This window comes from Crassaminicella profunda (genome assembly GCF_019884785.1).
Lineage (GTDB): Bacteria > Bacillota > Clostridia > Peptostreptococcales > Thermotaleaceae > Crassaminicella > Crassaminicella profunda.
Window position 1 is genome coordinate 454,370 of record NZ_CP082326.1, and the last position, 25,727, is coordinate 480,096.

At 31.3% G+C, this 25,727-nt stretch carries 19 protein-coding genes; 18 read left to right on the forward strand and 1 reads right to left on the reverse strand.

The annotated features are described in order from the left end of the window. Positions 1 to 26 precede the first annotated feature (26 nt). Positions 27 to 8,576, forward strand: a complete 8,550-nt coding sequence (locus K7H06_RS01890) for a glycoside hydrolase family 94 protein (protein WP_223038295.1) — start codon at positions 27 to 29, stop codon at positions 8,574 to 8,576. A gap of 36 nt (positions 8,577 to 8,612) precedes the next feature. On the opposite strand, the gene K7H06_RS01895 is transcribed toward K7H06_RS01890, so the two are convergent. Beyond that, positions 8,613 to 9,605, reverse strand: coding sequence for a hypothetical protein (locus tag K7H06_RS01895; RefSeq protein ID WP_223038296.1), 993 nt, complete (start codon positions 9,603 to 9,605; stop codon positions 8,613 to 8,615). A gap of 271 nt (positions 9,606 to 9,876) precedes the next feature. Here K7H06_RS01895 and K7H06_RS01900 point away from each other — a divergent pair, with 271 nt between their 5' ends. From K7H06_RS01900 to K7H06_RS01980, 17 genes are all read left to right on the forward strand, one after another. Beyond that, the gene (locus tag K7H06_RS01900; protein ID WP_223038297.1) at positions 9,877 to 10,542 is read left to right on the forward strand and encodes a SanA/YdcF family protein; all 666 of its coding nucleotides are present in this window, start codon (positions 9,877 to 9,879) and stop codon (positions 10,540 to 10,542) included. 21 nt (positions 10,543 to 10,563) lie between these two features. Next, a complete protein-coding gene (mutY, locus tag K7H06_RS01905) occupies positions 10,564 to 11,658 on the forward strand; it encodes an A/G-specific adenine glycosylase (RefSeq protein ID WP_223038298.1) in 1,095 nt (364 codons plus the stop codon). A 173-nt stretch (positions 11,659 to 11,831) separates the two neighbouring features. Continuing rightward, positions 11,832 to 12,338 carry a GNAT family N-acetyltransferase gene (locus K7H06_RS01910; protein WP_223038299.1) on the forward strand — a complete coding sequence of 169 codons (507 nt, stop codon included), beginning with the start codon at positions 11,832 to 11,834 and terminating at the stop codon, positions 12,336 to 12,338. Positions 12,339 to 13,045: 707 nt separating this feature from the next. Continuing rightward, positions 13,046 to 14,191, forward strand: coding sequence for an N-acetylglucosamine-6-phosphate deacetylase (nagA, locus tag K7H06_RS01915; RefSeq protein ID WP_246637611.1), 1,146 nt, complete (start codon positions 13,046 to 13,048; stop codon positions 14,189 to 14,191). Between the two features lies 1 nt (position 14,192). Continuing rightward, positions 14,193 to 14,930, forward strand: coding sequence for a glucosamine-6-phosphate deaminase (gene nagB, locus K7H06_RS01920; RefSeq protein WP_223038300.1), 738 nt, complete (start codon positions 14,193 to 14,195; stop codon positions 14,928 to 14,930). 217 nt (positions 14,931 to 15,147) lie between these two features. Continuing rightward, positions 15,148 to 15,462 carry a PTS lactose/cellobiose transporter subunit IIA gene (locus K7H06_RS01925; protein WP_223038301.1) on the forward strand — a complete coding sequence of 105 codons (315 nt, stop codon included), beginning with the start codon at positions 15,148 to 15,150 and terminating at the stop codon, positions 15,460 to 15,462. A gap of 210 nt (positions 15,463 to 15,672) precedes the next feature. After that, positions 15,673 to 15,996 carry a PTS sugar transporter subunit IIB gene (locus K7H06_RS01930; RefSeq protein ID WP_223038302.1) on the forward strand — a complete coding sequence of 108 codons (324 nt, stop codon included), beginning with the start codon at positions 15,673 to 15,675 and terminating at the stop codon, positions 15,994 to 15,996. A gap of 11 nt (positions 15,997 to 16,007) precedes the next feature. Next, complete coding sequence (locus K7H06_RS01935) at positions 16,008 to 17,357, forward strand: PTS sugar transporter subunit IIC (RefSeq protein ID WP_223038303.1); 1,350 nt, start codon at positions 16,008 to 16,010, stop codon at positions 17,355 to 17,357. A gap of 11 nt (positions 17,358 to 17,368) precedes the next feature. Further along, entirely contained in the window at positions 17,369 to 17,890 is a 522-nt protein-coding gene (locus tag K7H06_RS01940) for a GrdB-related putative oxidoreductase (RefSeq protein WP_223038304.1), read from the forward strand. A 70-nt stretch (positions 17,891 to 17,960) separates the two neighbouring features. Next, entirely contained in the window at positions 17,961 to 19,085 is a 1,125-nt protein-coding gene (locus K7H06_RS01945; RefSeq protein ID WP_223038305.1) for a Sapep family Mn(2+)-dependent dipeptidase, read from the forward strand. Positions 19,086 to 19,137: 52 nt separating this feature from the next. After that, entirely contained in the window at positions 19,138 to 20,214 is a 1,077-nt protein-coding gene (locus tag K7H06_RS01950) for a M42 family metallopeptidase (protein ID WP_223038306.1), read from the forward strand. A 32-nt stretch (positions 20,215 to 20,246) separates the two neighbouring features. Continuing rightward, entirely contained in the window at positions 20,247 to 21,326 is a 1,080-nt protein-coding gene (locus tag K7H06_RS01955) for a M42 family metallopeptidase (protein ID WP_223038307.1), read from the forward strand. A 117-nt stretch (positions 21,327 to 21,443) separates the two neighbouring features. After that, positions 21,444 to 21,761: a PTS lactose/cellobiose transporter subunit IIA gene (locus K7H06_RS01960; protein WP_223038308.1), complete on the forward strand. Its 318-nt coding sequence runs from the start codon at positions 21,444 to 21,446 to the stop codon at positions 21,759 to 21,761. Further along, positions 21,761 to 22,711 carry a glycosylasparaginase gene (locus K7H06_RS01965; RefSeq protein ID WP_223038309.1) on the forward strand — a complete coding sequence of 317 codons (951 nt, stop codon included), beginning with the start codon at positions 21,761 to 21,763 and terminating at the stop codon, positions 22,709 to 22,711. Before K7H06_RS01960 ends, K7H06_RS01965 begins: the two co-directional genes overlap by 1 nt. A gap of 41 nt (positions 22,712 to 22,752) precedes the next feature. Further along, entirely contained in the window at positions 22,753 to 23,064 is a 312-nt protein-coding gene (locus tag K7H06_RS01970) for a PTS sugar transporter subunit IIB (protein ID WP_223038310.1), read from the forward strand. A 79-nt stretch (positions 23,065 to 23,143) separates the two neighbouring features. Next, positions 23,144 to 23,767, forward strand: a complete 624-nt coding sequence (locus tag K7H06_RS01975; RefSeq protein WP_223038311.1) for a copper homeostasis protein CutC — start codon at positions 23,144 to 23,146, stop codon at positions 23,765 to 23,767. A gap of 12 nt (positions 23,768 to 23,779) precedes the next feature. Beyond that, positions 23,780 to 25,702: a BglG family transcription antiterminator gene (locus K7H06_RS01980; RefSeq protein ID WP_223038312.1), complete on the forward strand. Its 1,923-nt coding sequence runs from the start codon at positions 23,780 to 23,782 to the stop codon at positions 25,700 to 25,702. The last annotated feature ends 25 nt before the right edge of the window (positions 25,703 to 25,727 follow it).

Genomic DNA, 25,727 nt, shown 5'->3' on the forward strand with positions numbered 1-25,727 from the left:
AAAAATAGATGGAGGGATACAGGGATATGTTCCTCAAAAAAAATTATAGAATAGAGAATGATGAAAAAATAGAAATGAAAGATGTTTTGCTAAACAATGAGGAATTAAACGAACATGCTATAGAGATTGCAAAGTCACATGTTATAGCAAAAAAACGTGGGAATATTAGATTGCTTTGGTCTAGGCTCAATCATAACTTTAAAACAATTTCCTCTATTTATGCAGGACTCAATGAAGAAGTAAAAAAAGGAAATGACTTATCACCTGCTTCTGAATGGCTTCTAGATAACTATTATAAAATAGAGGAACAAGTTCAGGTTATTAGACAAAACGTTACAAAGGATAAATTTTTAAAGCTACATATTCTAGATAATGGATATCTCAAGGGCTATCCAAGAGTTTATAGCATAGCTCTTGAGTTGGTTTCTCATACTGATGGGAGATTGGATGAAACTTTATTAGTGAATTTTATAAAATCTTATCAATCTCATAAGGTTCTTACTATCGGGGAAATTTGGGCTCTTTCTTTGATGATTCGTCTTGCTCTTGTTGAAAAAATACGAAATATTAGTGAAAAAATATATGAAAATCAAGAACAATGGAAAAAGGTTGAAAGACTTAAAGGAAGAAATCAAGAAACTCTTTTAGAGGATATAAAAAGAGATTTTGAAAATATGGATTTATTAAGTCCTTCTTATATCGAACATCTTTTAAAAAAGCTTAGAACCACAGGAATTGAATCAGGACAGGCAATTGATATCATTGAAAAAAAATTAATGGAATTTGATACATCTATGAATCAAGTAATAGAACTTGAGCATAAAGATCAAGCAGCAAGAAAAATATCTATAGGAAATGCCATTATTAGCTTGAATATTGTTTCAAAATTAGACTGGAATGACATATTTGAGTCTTTATCTAAGGTTGAAGAAATATTAAGGGGGGACCCTTTAAATATTTATGGTGCAATGGATTTTTCATCGAGAAACTATTATCGACATGAAATTGAAAAGATTGCTAAGATGTGCAATACATCGGAAACAAAAGTTGCAAGAACTGCTATTAGCTATGCAAAAAATGCTGAAATATTAGATGACAAGGATAAAATAAAGCATGTAGGCTATTACATTGTAGATCAAGGGAGAAAAAAATTATTAAGAGAGCTAAACTATAAAAAATCAAAAAACTATTTCCATGATTATCCTATTTCTGTATATGTAGTACCGATTATGGTCATAACAGGATGTCTTGCTTTATTATTAGGATACTATGCGTATAGGTCTTCTAATCATATATTGTTAAGCTTATTAGCAGGAACAATTAGTTTGATTCCTGCTAGTGATATTGCTGTAACAATAGTAAATTGGATGGTTACATATAAATTTACACCAGCATTTTTACCGAAGCTGGAATATAAAGAAGGTGTTATACAAGATGCCACTACAATGGTAGTCATACCTACATTGGTTCCAAATGAAAAAGTTTTAGAAGATCTCCTTGAAAAGCTAGAAGTATATTATTTAGGGAATAAGGATAAAAATATATACTTTGGAGTAGCAGGAGATTTCAAAGATTCAGATACTCAGATTCAGCCTAATGATGAACTCCTTATTCATAAGGCATTAGAAGGAATCAAAAAATTAAACCATAAATACGCTAATGGATTAGATAGATTTTTTTACTTTCATAGATACAGGCAATTTAGTGAAAAACAACAAAAATGGATGGGTTGGGAAAGAAAAAGAGGTGCTTTAGTAGAATTTAATGAACTTCTTACAGGATCAAAAGATACCTCCTATAATGTTATTTCAGGAGATTTATCTCATATTGTAGGAAAAATTAAATATATTATTACTTTAGATGCAGATACCAATCTTCCTATAGATACAGCAAAGAAACTCATTGGAACCATATCTCATCCACTCAATAAAGGCGTCTTAAATAAAGAAAAAGGAATCGTTGAAGAAGGGTACGGATTAATTCAGCCTCGTATTGGAGTGGATGTGGAAAGTGCGAGTAAATCTACATTTACAAGAGTTTTTGCAGGACAGGGAGGAATTGATCCGTATACTACAGCTACTTCAGATGTATATCAAGATTTATTTGGAGAAGGAATCTTTACAGGAAAAGGAATATACAATCTTTCATTATTCAATGAGATTTTAAGTGGTGTGATACCAGATAATACAGTACTTAGTCATGATCTATTAGAAGGAAGCTATGTAAGGACAGCTCTTACTACAGATATTGAACTGATTGATGGCTATCCATCAAGATACAATTCCTTTATCATGAGACTACATAGATGGATTAGAGGAGATTGGCAGCTGATTAGATGGTTATTTCCTAAAATAGAAAATAGAATGGGAAAAGTAGTGAATAATCCACTATCTAAGCTTTCTAAGTGGAAGGTACTTGATAATTTAAGAAGAAGTCTCACTTCTCTAAGTCTTTTACTTTTGTTCATATTGGGACTTACCGTTTTTCCTGGGAAATCTTTTGTTTGGGTGGGATTTGCTAGTTTTACCCTATTGTTTCCTTGTTTGATGGAATGTTTCAATTGTATGATGAACAAATATTATAGAACGGCAATGGAAAGAACCAATGGAAATCTTATATATGGTTTTAGGGCTGTTTGTTACCAAACATTATTAAATTTTATATTTTTACCCTATCATGCCTTCATGATGGTAGATGGTATTGTCAGAACCTTATATCGTGTATATATTTCCAAGAAAAACTTATTAGAATGGGTTACGGCAGCAGATGTAGAGAAAAAATTAAAAAATGATACATTAAGCTTCATAAAGAGAATGAAGGTTGCTATTATTATGGCACTTTTTCTTATCATTTTTGTTGGAGTGGTATCACCGAACAATTTAGTATACGCCCTTCCAATAAGTCTTATATGGGCACTATCTCCTGTTATTGCATATAAGGTAAGTAAAGAAAATATGATTAAGGTACAATTAGACCATGAAGACTCATCTGTATTAAGAAGGTTAGCAAGAAAGACATGGAGCTATTATGAAGATTTTGCAGGAGAAATGGATCACTTTCTTCCTCCTGATAATTATCAAGAAGACCCACCTAATGGAGTAGCCCATAGGACATCTCCAACTAATATTGGATTTTTACTGTTAGCTACTTTATCTGCTAGAGATTTTGGGTATATTTCAACCATTGAAATGGTAGAACGTATTGAAAAGACATTGTCTACTATTGAAAGGTTAGAAACATGGAAAGGCCATCTGTATAATTGGTATGATACCAAAACTTTAGAAGTATTAAGACCCTTCTTTGTTTCAACGGTTGATAGCGGAAATTTTATTGGATATATGATTACATTAAAGGAAGGTCTTTTAGAATATTTTAAAAAACCTATTCTGGATAAAGCTGTATTATTAGGGATAAAAGATACGGTTGCGTTAACAAATGAAAAACAAAACGTAGAGACCATAGACTTTTTTCTGGAAAAAGAAAAATTAGAGTTAAAAGAATGGAAAGAATTATTTCAAAGATTTGAAAAAACCAACAATATAACAGGATGGAACGAAAAATTTCATTTTATGATGAATGAGTTAAACAAAGAAATAAATTTATTCTTCGTAGATGCAAGGGTAGAAGTTGAAGAATATAAAAAATTAAAAGAACAGGTAGATCGTATTAATGGAGAGTTATCCTTAATAGAGTTAAATACTCTTTATAAAGATATTCTTAAAGATCTTAACAAAATTTTAAAGAAAAACAATCAACAAGCTTTCATACAGCTAAAAAATAGAATATTTATTGCTAATGAACATGTTGAGCAAAAGATTGCACAAATAAAGGATCTTATCAAAAGAATAGAAAAAATAGTAGAAGATACAGATTTTACTGAGTTGTATGATCAAAAACAAAATCTATTCTCCATAGGATACAATGTAAAAGATGAAAATTTGGTAGATTCCTACTATGATTTATTGGCTTCAGAAGCAAGACTTACTAGTTATATAGCCATTGCAAGAAAAGAAGTACCTAAAAAGCATTGGTCAAAATTAGGAAGAGCGTTGTCCATTGTAGATGGATATAGAGGTTTGGTTTCATGGACAGGAACCATGTTTGAATATTTCATGCCTCCCTTAGTGATGAAAAATTATACAAATACATTAATGGATGAAACCTATGGGACGGTTATAAAGGCCCAGAAAAAGTATGGAGAAAAGAGAAATGTTCCTTGGGGAACTTCAGAATCAGGGTATTATGCCTTTGACATCAATTTGAACTATCAATATAAAGCTTTTGGAGTACCCGATCTAGGACTCAAAAGAGGACTCATTAATGATATGGTCATCTCGCCATATTCAACCCTTTTGGCTCTTTCTTTTGATGGAAAAGGATCAATGAAGAACATAAAAAGATTAATAGAGGATGGCGTAGAAGGAAATTATGGTTTTTATGAAGCAATAGATTATACACCAGAGCGATTGCCCTTTGGAAAGAAAAAGGGGGTCATCAAAAGCTTTATGGCACACCATCAAGGTATGGGGCTACTAGCTCTTAATAATTATTTAAATGAAAATATCATGCAAAAGAGATTTCATATGGACCCTGTGATGAAATCAGCAGAAGTATTACTTCAAGAAAAAACTCCTGTAAGAGTGCTTATTACAAAACAATATAAGGAAGCAATAGAGCCTTTAGAGGAACCTAAAAAAGAAGATATTTATGTAGTTAGAAAATATAGGGATATAGATGGTAGACTTCCTAGATGCCATATTCTATCTAATGGAAGATATTCTGTAATGGTTACAGATGGAGGCAGTGGATACAGCAAGAAGGAAAAAATACAGGTTACTAGATGGAGAGAAGATAGTCTTACAGGAAAACATGGAAACTATATTTTCTTAAAAAATTTAAATACAAACAAAGTATATGGGTCTATATTTGATCCCATTCATATAGAGCCAGATGGTTATGAAGTAAAATTTTCTCTTGATCAGGCAGCCTTTATGAGAACAGATGATAATATTGATACCCATACAGAAATTTTTGTATCCTCAGAAGATGATGCAGAAATCAGAAAAATAACCCTTACAAACCATGGAAATGAACCGGTTGTAATGGAGCTTACTAGTTATTTTGAAACGGTTTTAGCACCACAAGCTGCTGATATGGCCCATCCAGCATTCAGTAATTTATTTATTAGAACAGAAGCAATTCTTGAATATGATAGTCTTATTGCTTCAAGAAGACCAAGACTTGAAGAAAAGAATAGCATATGGATGTGCCACACTATGGCGGTGGAGGGAGAAACCCTTGGTAATTTAGAATATGAAACAAATCGAGGAAATTTCATTGGTAGAGGAAGGAATATAGGTAATTCTTTTGCTTTTACAAATTCCCTTACGAATACAACAGGTCCCATACTTGATCCTATTATGAGCCTTAGAAGAAGAGTAAAGATCATCCCTGGAAAAACAGTGAGTGTATCCTTTGTCACTTCTGTGATCAATAGTAGAAAAGAAGCAATAGATATGGCAAGAAAATACTATGATCTTTCATCAACTAAAAGAGCCTTAAATCTTGCTTTTACAAGGAGTATCATAGAAACTTCTTATTTAGGTCTGAAGGCTGAGGAAATAGAAGTTTATCAGGATATGATTCCCCACATTCTTTACTTAAGCCCTCATAGAAGAAAATATGAGGAAATGCTTAAGGAAAATAAAAAAGGGCAATCAGGGCTTTGGGCTTATGGCATATCAGGAGATCTCCCAATTGTTTTAGTAAGCATTAGCCGGGTAGAGGATATAGCAATTGTTCATGAAGCTCTTAAAGCCCATGAATACTGGAAAATGAAGGGACTTTCTGTAGACTTAATCATATTCAATGAAGATAAAAGTAGTTATCTACAGCCATTACAAGAGCTTCTAAATGAAACGGTATTTTCAAAATATGGTCATGATATTATGAACAAAGCAGGAGGCATCTATGTAAGAAATGCAAATATTATGCCTGAAGAAGACAGAAACCTTTTGTATACCGTAGCTAGACTCGTTCTAAAAGGAGAGAAAGGATCTATTTATCATCAAATAAGAATGAAGGATATAGAGAAAGAATTTCCAGAAGCAAAAGAATTTAAAAAAGACAAGATAGCATACAAAAGTCAAGATGAACTATTAAATGTTGATTATTTTAATGGATATGGCGGTTTTAGTAAGGATGGTAAGGAGTATATTATAAGACTTAAAGAAGGGTGTAATACCCCTGCTCCATGGACCAATGTCATCGCCAATAAAAACTTTGGTTTTCATATTACGGAGAATGGATCTGGATTTACATGGGCTGAAAATAGTCGTGAAAATAAATTAACCCCATGGTCAAATGATCCTATAACAGATCCCATTGGGGAGGTAATCTATTTAAGAGATGAAAGTTGTGGTGCATACTGGTCTGTTACCCCTCTCCCTATTCGAGAAAAGGAGAGCTATACTATAAGACATGGTATGGGGTATTCAACCTTTACGCATGATAGTCATGGGATACTACAAAATCTTACTGTATTTGTGACAAAGGATGAATCTATTAAGATTAGTTTAGTAAAATTAAAGAATCACTCAGATGTGAAAAGAACATTATCTAGTATTTATTATTTAAGACCTGTACTTGGGGTGAGTGACCAGATTACCCAGCAGTATATTGTAACGAAAATGGATGAAAAAAGAGAAGTTCTTATGATGAACAATGGATATAGTGTTGATTTTCCAGGAAGAACTGCATTTGTAACTTCATCAGAAAAAATAGTATCCTATACAGGTGATCGAGAGGAATTTGTAGGACAAAATAAGGATTTAAGTAGCCCAAATGCCCTAAGAAGAGAAGGTCTTTCTAATAGAGTAGGTGCTGCCTTTGATCCTTGTGCAGCAATAGAAGTTTTGATTGAGCTAGAACCTAATGAGGAAAAAGAATTGGTATTTTTATTAGGTTATGGTGAAAATATGGATGAAGCACAAAAACTTATCAAAAAATATAAGGTTATAAATGATTGTAAGAGTAGTCTAGATGAAATAAAGACATATTGGAAAGAGCTTTTAGGAACTATTGAAGTAAAAACACCAGATTTGTCAATGGATTTATTGATAAACTACTGGTTGATGTATCAAACTATAGCCTGCAGGATTTGGGCAAGGTCAGCCTTTTATCAATCAGGGGGTGCTTATGGTTTTCGGGATCAACTTCAAGATGCAATGAATGCTATGCCTATTATGCCAGAGGCAACAAGAAAACAAATCCTTCTTCATTGTGCACATCAATTTGTTGAAGGGGATGTACAGCATTGGTGGCATCCAGGAGCTGGAGAAAAAGGAATACGCACTAAGTTTTCCGATGATTTACTATGGCTTCCTTTAGTAACTGCAGAATATGTAAGCTATACAGGAGATGATATGCTGCTAAATGAAGAAGTTCACTTCTTAGAGGAATCGCTCTTAGGAGAACATGAAGACGAAAGATATGGCATTCCTAGAATTTCTGAAGAGAAAGCTTCTGTTTATGAGCATTGTGTAAGAGCCATTGAAAGAGGATTAAGATTTGGAGAACATGGTATTCCTCTTATGGGTTCAGGAGACTGGAATGATGGCATGAATACTGTAGGGAATAAAGGAAAAGGTGAAAGTATTTGGCTAGGTTGGTTTTTACATGATATTTTGAATAAATTCGCTTCCATTTGTGAACAAATGAATGAACCAGATCGTGGAGAAAGATATAAAAAAGCAGCAAAGGACATTGCACATCATATTGAAGAAAATGCTTGGGATGGGGAATGGTACAGGAGAGCATACTTTGATGATGGAACCCCTTTAGGATCCATAGAAAATACAGAATGTATGATCGATTCTCTTGCCCAATCATGGGCGGTCATTTCAGGTGCTGCAAGACCTGATCGTAAACAGATAGCAATGGATTCAGCACAGCGTTATTTGGTAAAAAAAGAAGAAGGAATGATTCTTCTATTTACGCCACCCTTTAATGAAAGTGATTTACATCCTGGATATATCAAAGGATATGTGCCAGGAGTAAGAGAAAATGGAGGACAATATACCCATGCAGCAACTTGGGTAATCAATGCCTTTGCTATGATGGGGGATGGAGACAAAGCTTTAGAGTTATACAATATGATCAATCCAATTAACCATACAAGAACACCTATAGAGTGTGCAACCTATAAAGTAGAGCCCTATGTAATAGCAGCAGATGTATATGCTGTGAGTCCTCATACCGGAAGAGGTGGATGGACTTGGTATACGGGAGCTGCTGGATGGATGTATCGGGTAGGAATTGAATATATTTTAGGGTTAAAGAAAAAAGATGATATTCTTACCATTAATCCTTGTATTCCAAAAGAATGGAAAGAGTATACGATTAAGTATCAATACAAAAACACTCATTATAAAATATTTGTAAAAAACTTTAAGCGAGTGAATACAAATGTAGATTATATTACGATAGATGGAAAAAGGAGAGAAGAGAAGAATATTCCTCTAGTGGATGATGGAAAAGATCATTATGTAGAAGTGATTTTAGGAGCAACCTGCTAGAATATTAGTGGGTTGCTTTTGATCTTAAAATGTATCTTACTTACGATTAGTGCATTTATCCCTTTGCAATAGCAATATGGGTTTCATATCAAAAACTTTATCTAGTAATTCAAATTCATAATGAATGCTGTCAAGATTTTTTTTATCTGTGATGGTGATGGATAAATATTTACAATAAAATAGTCCAATATCAATATATCTGTCTTTTTCTTCAAAGAAAAAAGATGCGTATTCAGAAGGCAAATTTTTTCCTTTATAAGTAATACTATATTCTAGATTGTACAGTGTTTCTCGAATATATTTTCTTTTTAATGGATATTTGTTGAGTTCATTGATGTATTTTAATATGTTATCTTTATCAGATATAGTTATTTTATGTATTTTTTGATTCTTATGATTATCTATTAGTAGATTAACATGGTTTATTTCATTAGTATGAAAAATCAAATAGTTTTGTAAAGTAGGAACATATATTTTTCCATAACAAAGCAATCCAATCCATAAAATTCCTAAAACAACAAAGAATACTCCATACGTTGGAAAATATTTTTTGTTTATACTACCTAATTTAGATTTAATTTTTATCAATATCTTTTTATGCACATGGATTTCTCTTAACTCACTTAAATCAATTCTGGTACAATTAGAGTCATTATTTAAATCGATTCTTCTATTATTATACTGAGGAATAATGATAGCATTTTCTTTAAGTATATAATCAATATGAGATTCCTCTAAAGATTCACTGATCAAAGGAGTTATGTCTACACTATGGGTATTATAGATGCTATATTTTCCTTTTAAAAATAGAAATGAAATGATTGCAACAAGGAAAGGTGCAATGATTACAAAATATACATCATGATAAGCTATATGATAATTTCCTTTAATGGTTGATGATGAAAATATTATAAAAAAAATAATAAATTGTTCAAATGTACGACTAACCATGATTTTTTTGCCTGTAATAATCATCATTCCTATGAGGATAGGGATGATACTAAAAATGAAAAAAATAATATAAGGCATTGATTTTTTCTCCAATCTATTTTAAATCATAAAAGGATGTTAAAGACATAATTAGTTTACCTGAAAATGGAATATATTTCAACTTTGTGAAAAACAATAAATAAGTTGTTTTTACTATGATTTTAAAGATATAATAATAAATAAAGAAGTAATAAGTAATGTTATAGATTTGCTGGTTTTGTATTGAATTTTGAGGATATTTCTTAGCTTGGTAAAGGCACGATTTCTATTTTGAAAATAAAATTAAGGACAAGAAATAATGGAGGGAAATATGAAAAAATATATAAAAAAAACACTAAAGCTTGTTCTAATCGGAATGCTAATAGGGGGGCTTTCATTTGGACTGATTAATTACCATGTAACTAGTTTTTCAGACAATTATATAACCTCTATTGAAAATGTTCCAAATTCAGATGCAGCTTTAGTTTTAGGAGCATTGGTTTATAAAAGTGGAAATGTATCTCCAATTCTATCGGATAGATTAGATACGGGCATGGAGATTTATAAAAATAACAAAGCACAAAAGCTTTTATTAACAGGAGATCACGGAAGAAAAGATTATGACGAAGTAAATGCTATGAAAAAATATGCAATGAACAAAGGTGCAGCAGAGGCAGATATTTTTATGGATCATGCAGGATTTAGCACTTATGAAAGTTTATATCGTGCAAAAGATGTTTTTGGAGCCAAAAAGATTATTATTGTAACACAAAAATACCATTTACCTAGAGCTGTATATATTGCTAGAAAGCTAGGGATAGAGGCTTATGGTGTACCATCGGACAAGCATTTTTACCCTAAAATAAAACAATATAAAGTAAGAGAAAGTATTGCTAGATGTAAAGATTACCTTTTAGTGAACATTTTAAAAACAAAACCAAAGTATTTAGGAGAACCTATTGATCTTTTGGGAGATGGAAGAGTTACAGAAGGATAGAAGGATAGAAGGAGAGATGATGTGAAAGTTTATAAAATAGGAGACTACGAAAAATTTGATAAAATAAATATAGAAAATATACAAAATCATTTAATTACATGGTATGAAAAAAATCATCGGAAACTCCCTTGGAGAGAAACGAGCAATCCTTATTATATATGGATTTCAGAAGTTATGCTTCAGCAGACAAGGGTGGATACGGTGATTCCTTATTTTTTAAGATTTATAGATAAATTTCCCAATATTGAAAGTTTAGCAAATGCAGATGAAGAAGAAGTTTTAAAAATGTGGGAAGGTCTTGGCTATTATTCAAGGGCGAGAAATCTTCACAGAGGAGCAAAAGTTATTGTAAAAGAGTATGATGGCAAAATGCCAGATACATTAAACGAAATAAAAAAGATTCCAGGAATCGGTCCATATACAGCAGGGGCCGTTTTAAGTATTGCCTACAACGAAGCGGTACCAGCAGTAGATGGAAATGTTATGCGCGTTTTTTCTAGATTATTTTATATCAAAGAAGATATAGGAGAAAATAATACGAGAAAAGAAATGGAAAAAATAGGACAAATGGTAATCAGTCAAAACAATCCATCCTTTTTTAATCAAGGACTCATGGAACTAGGAGCTCTTATTTGTACTCCTACTTCTCCAAAATGCATTGCTTGTCCTCTTTTTATGGAGTGCACTGCACGAAAACTTATAGTACAGGAAACACTGCCTATAAAGAAAAAGAAAATAAAAGTAAAATCTATAGAAATGGAGCTTGCAGTCCTATGGAAAGATAAAAAAATATTGATTATGAAAAGACCTACAGAAGGACTTTTAGCAAATCTTTGGGCACTTCCTAGTGTTGAGCGAGAAAAGAATACTGAAGAAGGAAAAAGCATTGAGTTAGAATTAGAAGAAAATTATGGTATGCACATAAAAAAGGGAAAATATTTATTTGAAAAACAGCATGTATTTACCCACCGAAAATGGAAGATGAAAGTCTATGCTTTTGAGCTTATTAAAGAGCAAAAAATAGATTATCCAGAAATTCAATGGATTTCATTAGAGGAAATCAAAAAATATGCTTTTCCAACAGCTTTTATGAAAGTAATTAAAGATATTAGGTAACATTAGTATTTTAATATGAAAATGAATTTGAAAAATATTCCAAAAACCTGTAAGATGGAATTAGAATAGTATGTTTGTTTACTATAAAAATTAAAAGATTTAATGTTTAAAAGGGATATAGGGAGAGCTATGGTGTAGAAGGTAATACAATATTTAATTGGGGGGATGGAAAGATGAAAGTACTTATTACCACAGAAAGCTTAAATATTTGTCCAGCAAAAGAGGAAGATATTCCTATCATCATGAAGATGGAGAATGATGAAGAGAATAAAAGCTTTATTTGGCAAGGATCTTTCCAAGAACATTTAGATGAAATCAATAGTGATACAGCTTTACTACTGATTTTTAGAGAAAAAAAGGAAAATAATATTGTAGGCTATGCATTAGCTAGGATGAATTTTAAGTTTGATGTTTTTGAACTTCGTCGCATTGCCATTTCAAAAAAGAAATATGGTTATGGAAAGGAAGCTCTTTTAGGAATCATGAAATATAGCTTTGAAAAGCTTAATACAAATAGATTTTGGTTAGATGTATATCCTCATAATAAGGTTGGGATTCATCTATATAAAAGTATTGGCATGCATCTAGATGGGGTAATGCGTCAATCTTATAAAGATGAAAGAGGATATTTGGATCAAATGATTTTTTCTATGTTGAAAGAAGAGTATTCTGCTAAGTGAAAATCATGAATATATATGATTAAAATAATACAAAAAATCATAATGAAAAACAAAGTTAAAACAAATAAAAAATAATCAAAATAACTTTTCATCTTGACTATGACAAATATATAAACTAATATGTTTACATATTTGTCAGTTGTCTTTTGAAAAGTTTTTTTTGATATATTAAACCTTCGAGGATGAAGCTTATGTGCTGATTCATATAGTTCCTTTCTTCACCTCAGGATTTCTTCATCTTGTCCATTGTGTCTGCTATTCGGTGTCAAAAAGTTTATTCCACTATGCTAGTGTTTATTGTTGTACAAATCAATAAAGGCACAAATCTATTCTCTAGTAGGCTGACCTTCTAAAGTTTTTAATTTCCATGTTGATAATGTAGAGTTATATATACCCGTTTCATTTGAAAGTTTGGTTACTGAATAATTTTTTGAAGGTAGTATTCTTTTTATCAATTGAATATCTTTTATTGTTTTTTGCCAAAATTGTTTTTAGTATATTCAAATGAACTATGCCTTGCGATTTATTTTCTAATAAGAGATGATTATGGTTATATGGTTAACTGTACCCATAGAAAAAATTTCCTAATAAAAAGGAAATCATTTATTGGAAATAGATATTAAAATAGAATATATTAATATGCGAAGGTGCAATAATTTAAAAGAAATCTGTTTCAAACAACAGAGAAGTAGACAAGGAGGATAAATTTGCTATCGGCCTTAGTGAATGGAAAAATCATTTATAATGATACAGTTTTAGAGGGTAAAGCAATACTGTTTTCAGAAAAAATAGTAGAAATTACGGATAATGTTGAAAAATACGGAAAAATCAAGGTGTATAATGCAAAGGGAAATTTTATTTCAGCAGGATTTATAGATATTCATACGCATGGTTTTGCTGGAAAAGATGTTATGGATGGGAATCATGAATCCTTGAAGGTGATTTCGAAGGGCATCGTCCAAAATGGGGTGACTTCTTTTTTACCTACTACAATGACTATGGAGATGTATAAAATAGAAGAAGCTTTAAAAGCCATAAAAATCGGAATGAATATGAAAATGCTAGGTGCAAATATCATAGGAGCACATCTCGAGGGTCCTTTTATCCATCCAGAATATAAAGGAGCACAACAGGCTGAATCTATTAGTGATCTTGATTTTGAATTTGTAAAAAAATATGAGGATGTCATAAGGTATATAACCTATGCACCAGAAAAGGATGGAAATTTAACATTTACTAAAAAAATGAGAAATCTTAAAAAAATATATCTTTCTATAGGACATTCTGGTGCAACCTATGATGAAGCCATGAAAGCAATTGAATATGGTGTAAAAAGCGCAACACATACTTTCAATGCAATGAAAGGAATGCATCATAGAGAGCCAGGAACTGTAGGTGCTGTGATGGATTCTGATGTTTATGCTGAAGTAATAGTGGATAATATACACTTACATCCTGCAATGGTGAGGATAATTACAAAAATTAAGGGATTAGATAAAATAATCTTAGTAACAGATTCTATGAGAGCAGCATGTATGAAGCCGGGGATATATGAATTAGGAGGACAAACTGTAGAGATAAAGGACCATACTGCTAGGTTGAAGGATGGTACTTTAGCAGGAAGTATTTTAAACATGAATGATGCTTTAAGAAATTATAAAAATATTTCAAGGCTTAATATTGTAGATGTAGTGAAAATGGCTACTGAAAATCCAGCAAGACTTATGGAGATATTTGATCAAAAGGGCTCATTAAATGAGGGGAAGGATGCAGATATTACTGTATTTGATGAAAATTTTCATATTAAATTTACATTTGTTCATGGGCAACTTGTACACAAGGGAGAGTGTTAAAATGAAAGTGATAATGGCTGAAAGTTATGAGGATATGAGTAGAAGAGTGGCAGAGATTATTGCAAGTCAAATTAGTTGTAAACCCAAAAGTGTACTTGGATTTGCAACTGGATCTACACCATGTGGAAGTTATGGAGAGCTTATTAGAATGTACAATGAAGGGAAAATAAGCTTTGAAGATATTATTGCTTTTAATTTGGATGAGTATTGTGGCTTAGATGGGAACGATATGGAGAGTTATCATTATTTTATGAAAAAGAATTTATTTGAGTTTGTAAATATACAGGAGAAAAATATACATATCCCAAATGGAAGATGTAAAGATATAGAAAATGAATGTATAAATTATGAAAAGAAAATAGAAGAAGCTGGTAGTATTGATTTGCAATTATTGGGAATTGGAGAGAATGGACATATAGGATTTAATGAACCAGATGTGAAGTTTGAAGCACACACACATTTAGTAACATTAGAGGAGAAGACCTTAAAAGCCAATTCTAAATTTTTTAATTCTTACGAAGAAGTTCCAAAAACAGCAATAAGCATGGGAATTAAAACGATTATGAATGCTAAAAAAATCTTGTTATTAGGAAGTGGAGAGAAAAAAGCTGAAGTTTTAAATAAAATGATTTATGGAGAAATAACACCCAATCTACCTGCTTCAATATTGCAGCTCCATTCTGATGTAAGCATAATTGTTGATAAGGAAGCTGGAAAATTATTAAAGAAACAGGTGTAAATTTTGTATGATAACTATAAACTTTCCTAATAAAAAGGAAATAATTTATTAGAAATTGAGTTTGTTATCTTATATATTAGTAGATGTAAGCAATGGGGTGATCTATCAAGGAAAATAAGAATTATCTTTTACTAATTATCTATAAGATCATGTTAGCCCTAAGATATCTGGATTAAGCATAAATAAAAAAACTATATTTTATACGAGGAGGAATAGTATGAACAACTTAGAAGAAACATCATTTCAAATCATATCTGCTGCAGGGGAGTCAATGTCTGATATGTTTCAAGCGTTAAGATTTGCAAAGGAAGGTAAATTTATAAAATCAGAAGAAGCAATGAAAAAAGCACAAGAATTATTAAATAAGGCACATAAAGCACAAACAAATCTTATTGTTGAAGAAGCACAAGGGAAGAAGACGGAATATTCTATAATTATGGTACATGCACAAGATCACCTAATGAATTGTATGTTAGCAAAAAATTTAATTAATGAATTGATAGAGATTTATCAAAAGGGTAATCTAGTTTAATAAGGGGATTTAGAATGATCGAAGAAAAGCAATTTGATATAGAAAACAAGTAAGTTGTAAATTTGGGGAAAACGTTTTTAAAAATTGATTCGTATCTATGGTAGATGGATTGTCTGGAATACTTATTTACATGGAAGTATAAAAATGGGTTAGATCATATATTGTTGTATGAGCGAACAGATAAAAAATCAAGAAAAGGAGATAGAAAGAATGAAAAAAATATTTTTGTTTTGTAGTCAAGGAATGTCTACGAGTTTACTTGCAAAAAAAATGCAAGATGTAGCAGAGAAACATAAACTTCCTATTGAAGTGAAAGCATTTTCCCATGGGGAAATTGAGGGAATTGTTGAAAAATTGAATCCAGATTGTATATTGTTAGGACCACAAGTTAAGTATTTATATGATGAAACTGTAAAAAAACTAAAGGATTGTAATATTCCAATAGCGGTAATTGACTCACTAGACTATGGAATGATGGATGCAGAAAAAGTTTTGAAGAAAGCAATTGTACTTATGAAAAAAAATAAAAAATAGGGGGACAGAAGATGTTTAAATTATTAGAGAAGCTATTAATGCCAGCTGCTGAGAAATTAGGTAAAAACAAAATTTTGATTGCAATTCGTGATGGATTTTTAATATCAACACCACTATTAATTGTAGGGTCTATCTTCTTATTGTTAGCTAATTTCCCAATATCCGGATGGGAGGAGTTTTGGACAAAAATACTTGGCGAAGGTTGGGACATGTGGTTTGTAAATGTTTCGAGAGCAACATTTGGTATTATTGCTTTATTGAGTTGTTTAGGAACTGGTTATGCATATGCTAGAGAAATAAAGGGAGATAAAATACAAAGTGCTGCTGTAGCGTTAGTGTCATTTATTATTTTAATGCCGACGTGTATCTCATTTGAAGGTGTTAAAGGGAGTGGCACAATAAGTGCATTAGCTTTTGAATATGTAGGTTCTAACGGGATATTCTTAGCACTTATTGTATCTGTGGTATCTGTGAAAATCTTTAATTGGGCTTATGAAAAAGGTTGGACTATAAAAATGCCGAATGGTGTGCCACCGGCTGTAGCTGATTCTTTTGCAGCTTTAATTCCAAGTTCGATAGTTATAGGATTCTTTTTCTTAATACGTATAGGATTTGAATTTACAACATTTGAAACAGCACATAAGTTTATATATACCGTATTACAAATGCCATTACAAGGTATAGGCAATACATTAGGAGCACAAATGGTTTATAGTACATTTGGTTCACTGTTTTGGTTCTTTGGAATCAATGGACCGGCAGTTACAAACACAATATTTGGACCTATTATGAAAGTATTAACGATTGAAAATTTAGAAGCATTTCAAGCAGGCTTACCATTACCAAATATATTTACAGGCCCATTTTCAGATTTCTTTACATGTTATGGAGGTGGAGGAAGTACCCTTTCATTAGTTATTGTTATGATGTTATTTTGTAAATCAAAAAGAATTACCCAATTAGGGAAGTTGTCAATTGTTCCAGGAATCTTTGGGATTAATGAACCTATTATTTTTGGTTTACCAATCGTATTGAATCCAGTATTGATCGTTCCTTTTATAGTAGTTCCATCAGTGAACTTGATACTTTCTACATTTGCTACTAATCTAGGAATTATTCCTTATACTACAGGGGTAGCATTACCATGGACAACTCCTATAGGATTTTCAGGATACTTAGCCACAGGGAGCTTAGTTGCAGGATTATGGCAAATAGGGTTGCTAATACTTGGATGTTTCATTTACTATCCATTCATAAAAATGCTAGATAAAAAATATTTAAAAGACGAAGAAGAAGCAACAAATAGTGAATCTGAAATAGAAGATATTTCATTTGAGGACCTATCTGCGGAGGACTTTTAGGAGGGAAGATGATGAAAGTTTTAATGATATTTGATCAAATCCAATCAGGGCAAGGTGGAAAAGAAAATCCGAACTTGCCATTAGGCGGAAAAACTATGGCGATAGGTTCTGCAAGTATGTTAGGACCGATTTTGAAAAAATTAGGTGGAGTAGTTGTAGCGTGCTTATATTGTGGAGATGGATATTTTAAAAATAATAAAGAAGAAGTAAAATTCAAAATAACTGCTATGGTGAAAAAAATTAATCCAGATGTAGTTATATGTGGACCAGCATTTAATTATGCTGGATATGCAGAAATGTGCGCAGTATTGGCGCATGAAATAAATGAAAAAACAGACATTCCAGCTATAGCTGGAATGTCTAAGGAAAATGAACGAACTATTTTAGATCATAAAGATTTAATAGATATTGTAGTTATGCCTAAAAAAGGTGGAATAGGATTAACTGAGTCACTTGAAAATATTTGTACGTTAGCTAAAAAAATTGTTGATGGTGAGGATACAAGTGAGTATGCAAAGCAAATATGTTATTGAAAAGGTAGTCTAGATTTAGACTGCTTTTTTAATAATAATTCGCATGAATTAGGGAGGTGTAAGCTTTTAAATGGAAAAGAAGTTAAATGAAAAAATAGATGAAGTTAAGACGAAATTAATAGAAGATATTATTGAAATAGTCAAAATACCAAGTGTAAAAGGAACACCGGAGAAAAAAGCTCCCTTTGGAAGAAATATTAACAAGGCATTATTTAAGGCTCTTGAAATATCTGAAAAGCTAGGTTTTAAAACAGAGAATATAGATGGATATATGGGATATGCTCAATTAGGAGATGATGAGAACTATATAGGGATTGTAGGACATGTAGATGTAGTTTTAGCAAAAGAAGGATGGTGTAATCCACCATTTAGTGGAAATATTGAAAATGGTAAAATTTATGGTCGAGGAGTACTTGACAATAAGGGACCGATAATGAGTGCATTATATGCATTATATGCTATAAAGGAATCTAAATTGAAATTATCAAAAACCATACGTATTATATTTGGCACGGACGAAGAAAGTGGATTTTCTGACATACCTTATTATTTAAATAGAGAAAAACCACCAATCATGGGATTTACTCCTGATTGTAAGTATCCAGTAGTTTATGGTGAAAGAGGTAGAGCAAAAATCAAAATAGGAATTGATATGAATAAAGAAAACTATGAAAAGCTAACACGAGAATTTTTTGATTTTGTTAATACTTATTTTTTAGCAAGTAAATCAAATGGTGATAGACTAGGAATTAATTATAGTGATAAAGAATTTGGAATGATGCAAATGAGAAATTATAATTTGGATAATAAGGATAATTATTTAAATTTCACATTTGATTTAAGCTATCCAGCAACGTGTACAATAGATGAAATCATTAAGCAAATAGAATCTAAAATGAGTTGTAACTTAGAAATAGAGCTATTAAATAATTATAATCCAGTTAAATTTGAAAAAAAGTCTTTTTTAATTAGATCATTGCAAGAAGCGTATGAAGAAGTAACCCATTTAGATGGAAGTCCAGTTACAACGACTGGAGGAACCTATGCAAAGGTTATGCCTAATATTGTACCTTTTGGCCCATCTTTTCCAGGACAAAAAGGTATAGCACACAATCCTAATGAATATATGGATATGAATGATATCGTATTAAATGCAAAAATATTTAGCCAAGCAATATATAAACTAGCAAAATAAGGTAAGAAATCATAGGAAAAAATATTTCATTAAAGAAAAGAGGTAAAAGGGTATGAAATTAAGTGATTACACATTGAAATTAATGGAAGAAATTACTCAAGTTATTGGTGTTTCAGGAAATGAAAAATATATTTCTAAAGTATTGCAAAAGTACTATAAAGAATATACAAATGAGGTTGTTTTCGATAATTTAGGTTCGATTTTTGCAGTAAGACGTTGTGGAAAAGACAATGCAAAAAAAGTTATGGTTTGTGGAAATATGGATGAGATTGGATTTATGGTCAATGGTATTACAGATATGGGACTAATAAAAATTTTGCCATTAGGGACTATTTTCAACCAAACTATATTGGCACAAAGAGTTAGATTGATAAATAGTGAGGGAAAGGTATTTAAAGGAAGTGTAGTAACTATAAATCCTCAGGAAGACAAGCCTAGATCAGTAAAGATTAGTGAAATGTTAGTGGATATTGGTGCTACTAGTAAAGAAGAAATTGAGGAATTGGGGATAAAACTAGGGGACTCAATTGTTATAGAAGGACAATTTGAGGTATTGGCTACAGAAAAGAGAATACTTTCTAAAGCATGGGATAATCGCTATAGTTGTATTATGGGTATTGAATTATTGGAAGCATTAAAAGATACGGATTTAGATGTGGATTTATATGTTGGATGTACAGTGCAAAATAAGGTAGGATTGAGAGGCTCTGAAACTGCGACTAAATTAGTCAAGCCAGACTTAGGTATTGTAATGGATTGTTTACAAGCAAATGATATAAAGGTCAATAAGGATGTAGTAGGTAAACTAGGAGAAGGGATATTGATTAATTATTATGATAAATCAATGATGCCTAATAGAGCGTTGTTGGGACATTTAGTTGACATTTGTAAATCAAATAATATAAAGCATCAATATTATTATTCAATGGGAGAAAGTGATGCTAAATGGGTGCATAAATTATTAATAGGGTGTCCAACTTTAACAACTTGTATTTGTGCAAGAAATGTAAGTACAAATAGTTCAATTATCGATGTTTATGATTATATATCCGCAAAGAAAGCAATTGTAAAGGTTATTAAATCTTTAAATACAAAAAATATTAATAAATTTAAAGAAGAAAATAGGTAATATGTGTGACTGAAAGTATTGGAGGAGAATTTATGGATAATATAGATTTACAAATGCTAAAGGAGTTAAGTGAGGCTGATGGAATATCAGGTTGCGAAAAAGAGGTCAGTAGAATTGTAAAAAAGCATTTTGACAATTATGCTGATGAAGTTTCATATGACAATTTAGGGTCAATTATTGGATTGAAAAAAGGTAAACAAAATGGTCTAAAAGTAATGATTGCAGGACATATGGATGAAGTAGGATTTATTGTAAGAGATATTGATGATAAGGGATATATAAAAATATTACCTGTAGGAAGATGGTGGGGGCATGTATTACCTTCACAAGAAATGACGATAACAACATCAATAGGTAAAAAGATAAATGGTATAGTTGGAAGCCGTGCACCGCATGGAATGACAGCTTCTCAAAAGAAAAGTGTAATGGAACCAATGGATTTGTTCATAGATTTGGGTGTTGAAACAAGAAAAGAAGCAGAAAATTTAGGAATACAAATTGGAGACATGATCACACCTAATGCTAAATTCAAGGTTATGAATAACTCGAATTATTTAGCAGGAAAGGCCTGGGATGATAGAATAGGTGTTGCAGTAGCTATAGATGTATTAAAGGGACTTCAAAATGTTGAACATGATGCCAATATTTATGCAGTTGGTACTGTTCAAGAAGAAGTTGGATTGAGGGGCGCTAGAACAGCTACACAGGTTGTGAAACCAGATATTGCCTTTGCATTAGATGTGACAATGGCTAAGGATACACCACAGGACAAGGGAGGGTTAAATTTAGGATGTGGTGTGATACTTAGTATATTAGATGCTACAGCGTTAGCGCATAGAGGGCTGCTTAAGAATTTAGAAGAAATTTGTGAAGAACTACAATTAAATGTAAATTATGATTGTATGATAGCAGGCGGAACGGATGCAGGCAATATTCATAAAACATTTGATGGGGTTGTTACAATGGTACTTTCCATACCAACGCGATATATGCATTCACCTAGACTCATCATACATCGTAAAGATTATATTCAAACAGTGAAGACGATTGTAGAATTTTGTAAAAGAGCTGACTTGCAATTATTGAATAAAATAAAAAGAATAGATAGATAATTTCTAAATAAAAAATTCATAAGATTTTTTAGAAAATTTCCTAATAAAAAGGAAAACAATTATTAGAAGTTTAGTTTATTATTTTATATATTAATAGATAGAAGAGAGTGGATTTGTATGTACAATTTAGAAGAAATAGCATTTCAAATCATATCTTATGCAGGAGATTCGTTGTCTAGTATGTTTCAAGCATTAAGTGTTGCAAAGGAAGGGGATTTTATAAAATCAAAAGAAATGATGAAAAAAGCGCAAGAACTATTAAAAGAGGCACATAAAGCACAAAAGAATCTAATTGAACAAGAAGTACAAGGAAAAAAAACAGAATACTCTATACTGATGGTACATGCGCAAGATCACCTAATGAAGTGTATATTAGCAAAAAAATTGATAAATGAATTAATAGATATTTATAAAAAGGATAAGGGGGATAAATAATGGGTTTTGGAATGATAGCTACTTGGAGAATGGCTTTAGAGGGTGTAACATGTGCATCTGAGATGCTTAAAAATGGTTTAAAATCAGATGAGTGCATTGAAAAAGCGATTAGCATGGTTGAGGATTATCCGTTTTATAAATCTGTAGGATATGGCGGGTTACCCAATGAAAATTGTGAAGTAGAGCTAGATTCAGCTTTCATGGATGGAAATACGTTGGCGATAGGTGCAGTAGCAGGAATAAAGAATTTTAAAAATCCAGTTTCAATTGCTAGAAAATTAAGTGAAGATCGATTCAATATTTTCCTAGTGGGTGCAGGTGCAGAAAAATTTGCTCATGAAAATGGATTTGAACGAAAAAACATGTTAACAGAGAGAGCAAAGAAAACATGGAAGAATAGATTAGAAGAGATTAAAGCGAAGAATCTAAGTCCTTATGATGGCCATGATACAGTTGGGATGGTTTGTTTGGATAAATACAAGAACATGACTACAGCTACTTCAACAAGTGGGTTATTCATGAAGAAAAGAGGACGTGTAGGGGATTCACCTATTTCTGGTTCGGGTTTTTATGTAGATAGTAAAATAGGTGGTGCGTGTGCTACTGGATTAGGAGAAGATATAATGAAAGGCTGTTTATCTTATGAAGTGGTAAGATTAATGGGTGAAGGAATACAGCCACAGCAAGCAGTTGAAAAGGTTATAAGTGAGTTTAGTAAAAAACTAATTGAAAGAAGAAAAAAAGCTGGAGCTATATCTATTGTATGTATGAATCATAAAGGCGAATGGGGAGTAGGAACAAACGTTGAATTTTCATTTGTTGTAGCAACAGAACGTGAAGATGCAAAAGTTTATGTTGCAAATCAACAGGGTGATAAGACAACCTATGAAGAAGCAACAAAGGAATGGATGGATGCTTATGAAGAAAGAATTAAAAGACCAATAGAGTAAAAAACAAATAAAGGGATCTGAAGTTGAAGAGGAGTGACAGTATGAAAATTGCAGTAATTTGTTATGTAGGCATGACTACAAGCTTATTGGTGAGCAAAATGAAAAAAGTTGCACAAGAAAGAGGTTTGGCTTTAGATATAGATGCATATGCTACAACAGAAATAGATGATGTACTTGACGACACAGATGCAGTTTTACTAGGACCACAAGCAAGATGTGAATTAAATGAAATAAAAACAATTACAGATCCTAAGAATATACCAACGAGAGTAATAGATAGTATGCTTTATGAAACGATGAATGCAAGTGCTATATTAGATATGGTGCAAGAGCTTGTACAAAATAAATACTGATTCTAGGAATTCGTTCAAAAACTCTTTGGCATTTTGCTTTAGGGTTTTTAGATTAATCAGCATAGATAAGAGGTGACGGATGTATATGCGAGAAGCTTGTGTAGGATCTTTTGAAGAAGCAAAGAAAGCACAAGAATTAGGAGCTAATAGAATAGAACTATGTGATAATTTAAAAGAAGGTGGAACGACTCCGAGCTATGGAACGATTCTTATGGCAAAAAAATTTTTAGACATTCCTATAATGGTTATTATAAGACCTAAAGGCGGGAATTTTATATATTCAAAAGCAGAAATTGAAATAATGAAAATAGATATAAAGATTTGTAAGGAATTAGGAGTAATGGGAGTGGTTTTCGGGATTTTAGATGAGCATAATTTAATAAATAAAGAGGTCACGAAGGAACTTGTAGATTTAGCAAAACCACTTCATGTAACTTTTCATATGGCTTTTGATGAGATTGAGGACAAAAAAAGAGCTTTAGAGGAACTAGTTGAACTTAAAGTAGATACAATATTAACAAAAGGGTGCAAAACAAAAGCCTTTGATGGAAAAGAAACGATAAAAGAGTTGATTCATCTTAGTAAGGATAGAATAATCATACTTCCTGGTGGAGGGATTACAAAAGAAAATTATCTTGAATTGATGCAATATACAAATGCAAAGGAAGTGCATGGAACAAAAATAGTGGGTCGGTTAAAATAGGGAGGATATATCTTGATCAATATATCAAATAGACAAAAAGAGCTAATAAAATATATATGGAATAGAAGAAAGAGAATTACAGGAAAAGAATTAGCAGTTTTTTTCTCCGTTACCCCTAGAACTATTAGAACAGATATTAAAAATATAAATGCTAAGGAGAGAATCATTCATTCGAGTGGTAGGGGATATTTTATTTTAAAAGATCAAGACAAGACCATAAAAAGTATATTAAATAATAAAAATGCCCCAGTACAACAATTTGAAAGAGTGAATTATATACTCAAGAAGTTGTTAATAGCAAAAAATAAATTGGATGTTTATGAAATAGCCGAAGAAATATACGTAAGCGAAGCAACACTAGAAAAAGATTTAAAGATGCTTTCGAATGTATTAAATGAAAAATATAAAAACCTAGGTATCTGTAAAAAAGGGAGCAAATTTTATATTACAGGAGGAGAAAAGGATAAGCGACTTTTAATGAGTCAATTATTGTTTAAAGAATTAAAGGGCAATTTATTAAATTTATCTAATTTTCAAATTCATTTTAAATATGATCTGCCGAAGATAAAGCAAACAGTGCTTTCTATTTTAAGTAAAAATAAATTTCATGTAAGAGATGTATCGATTAATAATCTTATTATTCACATTGCTATAACCATGGAAAGGATCGAAAAAGAAAATTTCTTAAAAAGTGGCATATCGGTCAATGAAGATAGTGAAGAATACAAAGTGGCTATAGATATATGCAATAGTATTAAAAATGAATTTAATATAGATTTCCCACAAAAAGAAGTGAAATACATAGGGTTTTTATTAATAGGAAAGAAGGTGATAGAAAGTACTTTTAGTAGTAGATTAGAATTTTATAGAAATATACCAATAGAATATGTAAAGAGAATAGAAAGTATTGTAGAAGATACATGCAAAGAGTTTAGAATAAATTTTTTAGAAGATGAAGAATTAATCATAGGACTCACACTACATATGAAATTAATGCATGAAAGATTAGAAAAAAAAGCACTTAATAGAAAAAACATTTTAGAAGATTTAAAATTAGAATATCCTATAATATTTGAAATTGCTGTATTTGTATGCAAAAAATTTTATGAAACAATGGGATTTGAAGCGGAAGAAATAGAAGAAGGGGAAGTAGCATTCATTGCATTACATTTTGGTGCATCTTATGAAAGAAGATTTAAAAAAAATAAACTTCTTAGAGTGGCACTTGTTTGTCCAACTGGATATATGACTTCGAATATCCTTTTAGAAAAGTTAAATAGGCTATATAAAAGAAGAATAGAAATAGAGGATGTATATTCTATAATGGATTTAGAAAGTATAGACAAAACTAAAGTAGATTATATATTTAGTACAGTTGAATTAGGGGCAGACATAGATATCCCAGTATTAGTAGTGTCAACTTTTTTATTAGATAAGGATTTTAAAAATATAGATAGGATAATAAAACATTTCGAGTTTAAAAATACTTTAGAAATAGAAAAATATTTTGATCCTAGGTTTTTTCATATAAAGAATACATTTAAAAACATGTTTGAAGCTATAAGTTTTATGACAGAAAAATTAGAAGTGAATAATATTGTTCCGGAAAATTACAAGGAATTAGTGATGGAAAGAGAATTAATTGCACCTACTTCCTTTGGAAATTTGGTAGCTTTACCTCATGCAGTAGAATTAAATGCTTATAAAACTGTATTTTCTGTAGTGATATTAAAAAAACCTATAAAATGGGGGAAGCATAATGTACAGTTAATATTTATGGGTGCTATAAAAAAAGGGGAAAGAAAAATGTTAAATAAGCTTATAAATCATATAACCCAAATATTAGAGGATCCTAAATCTATCAATCAATTAATAAAAATATCAAACTACAATGAATTTATAAAAAAAATAGGTAAGTTACCAAGCGAAGATTAAAGATAAAAGTAAAGGAACTAGATTA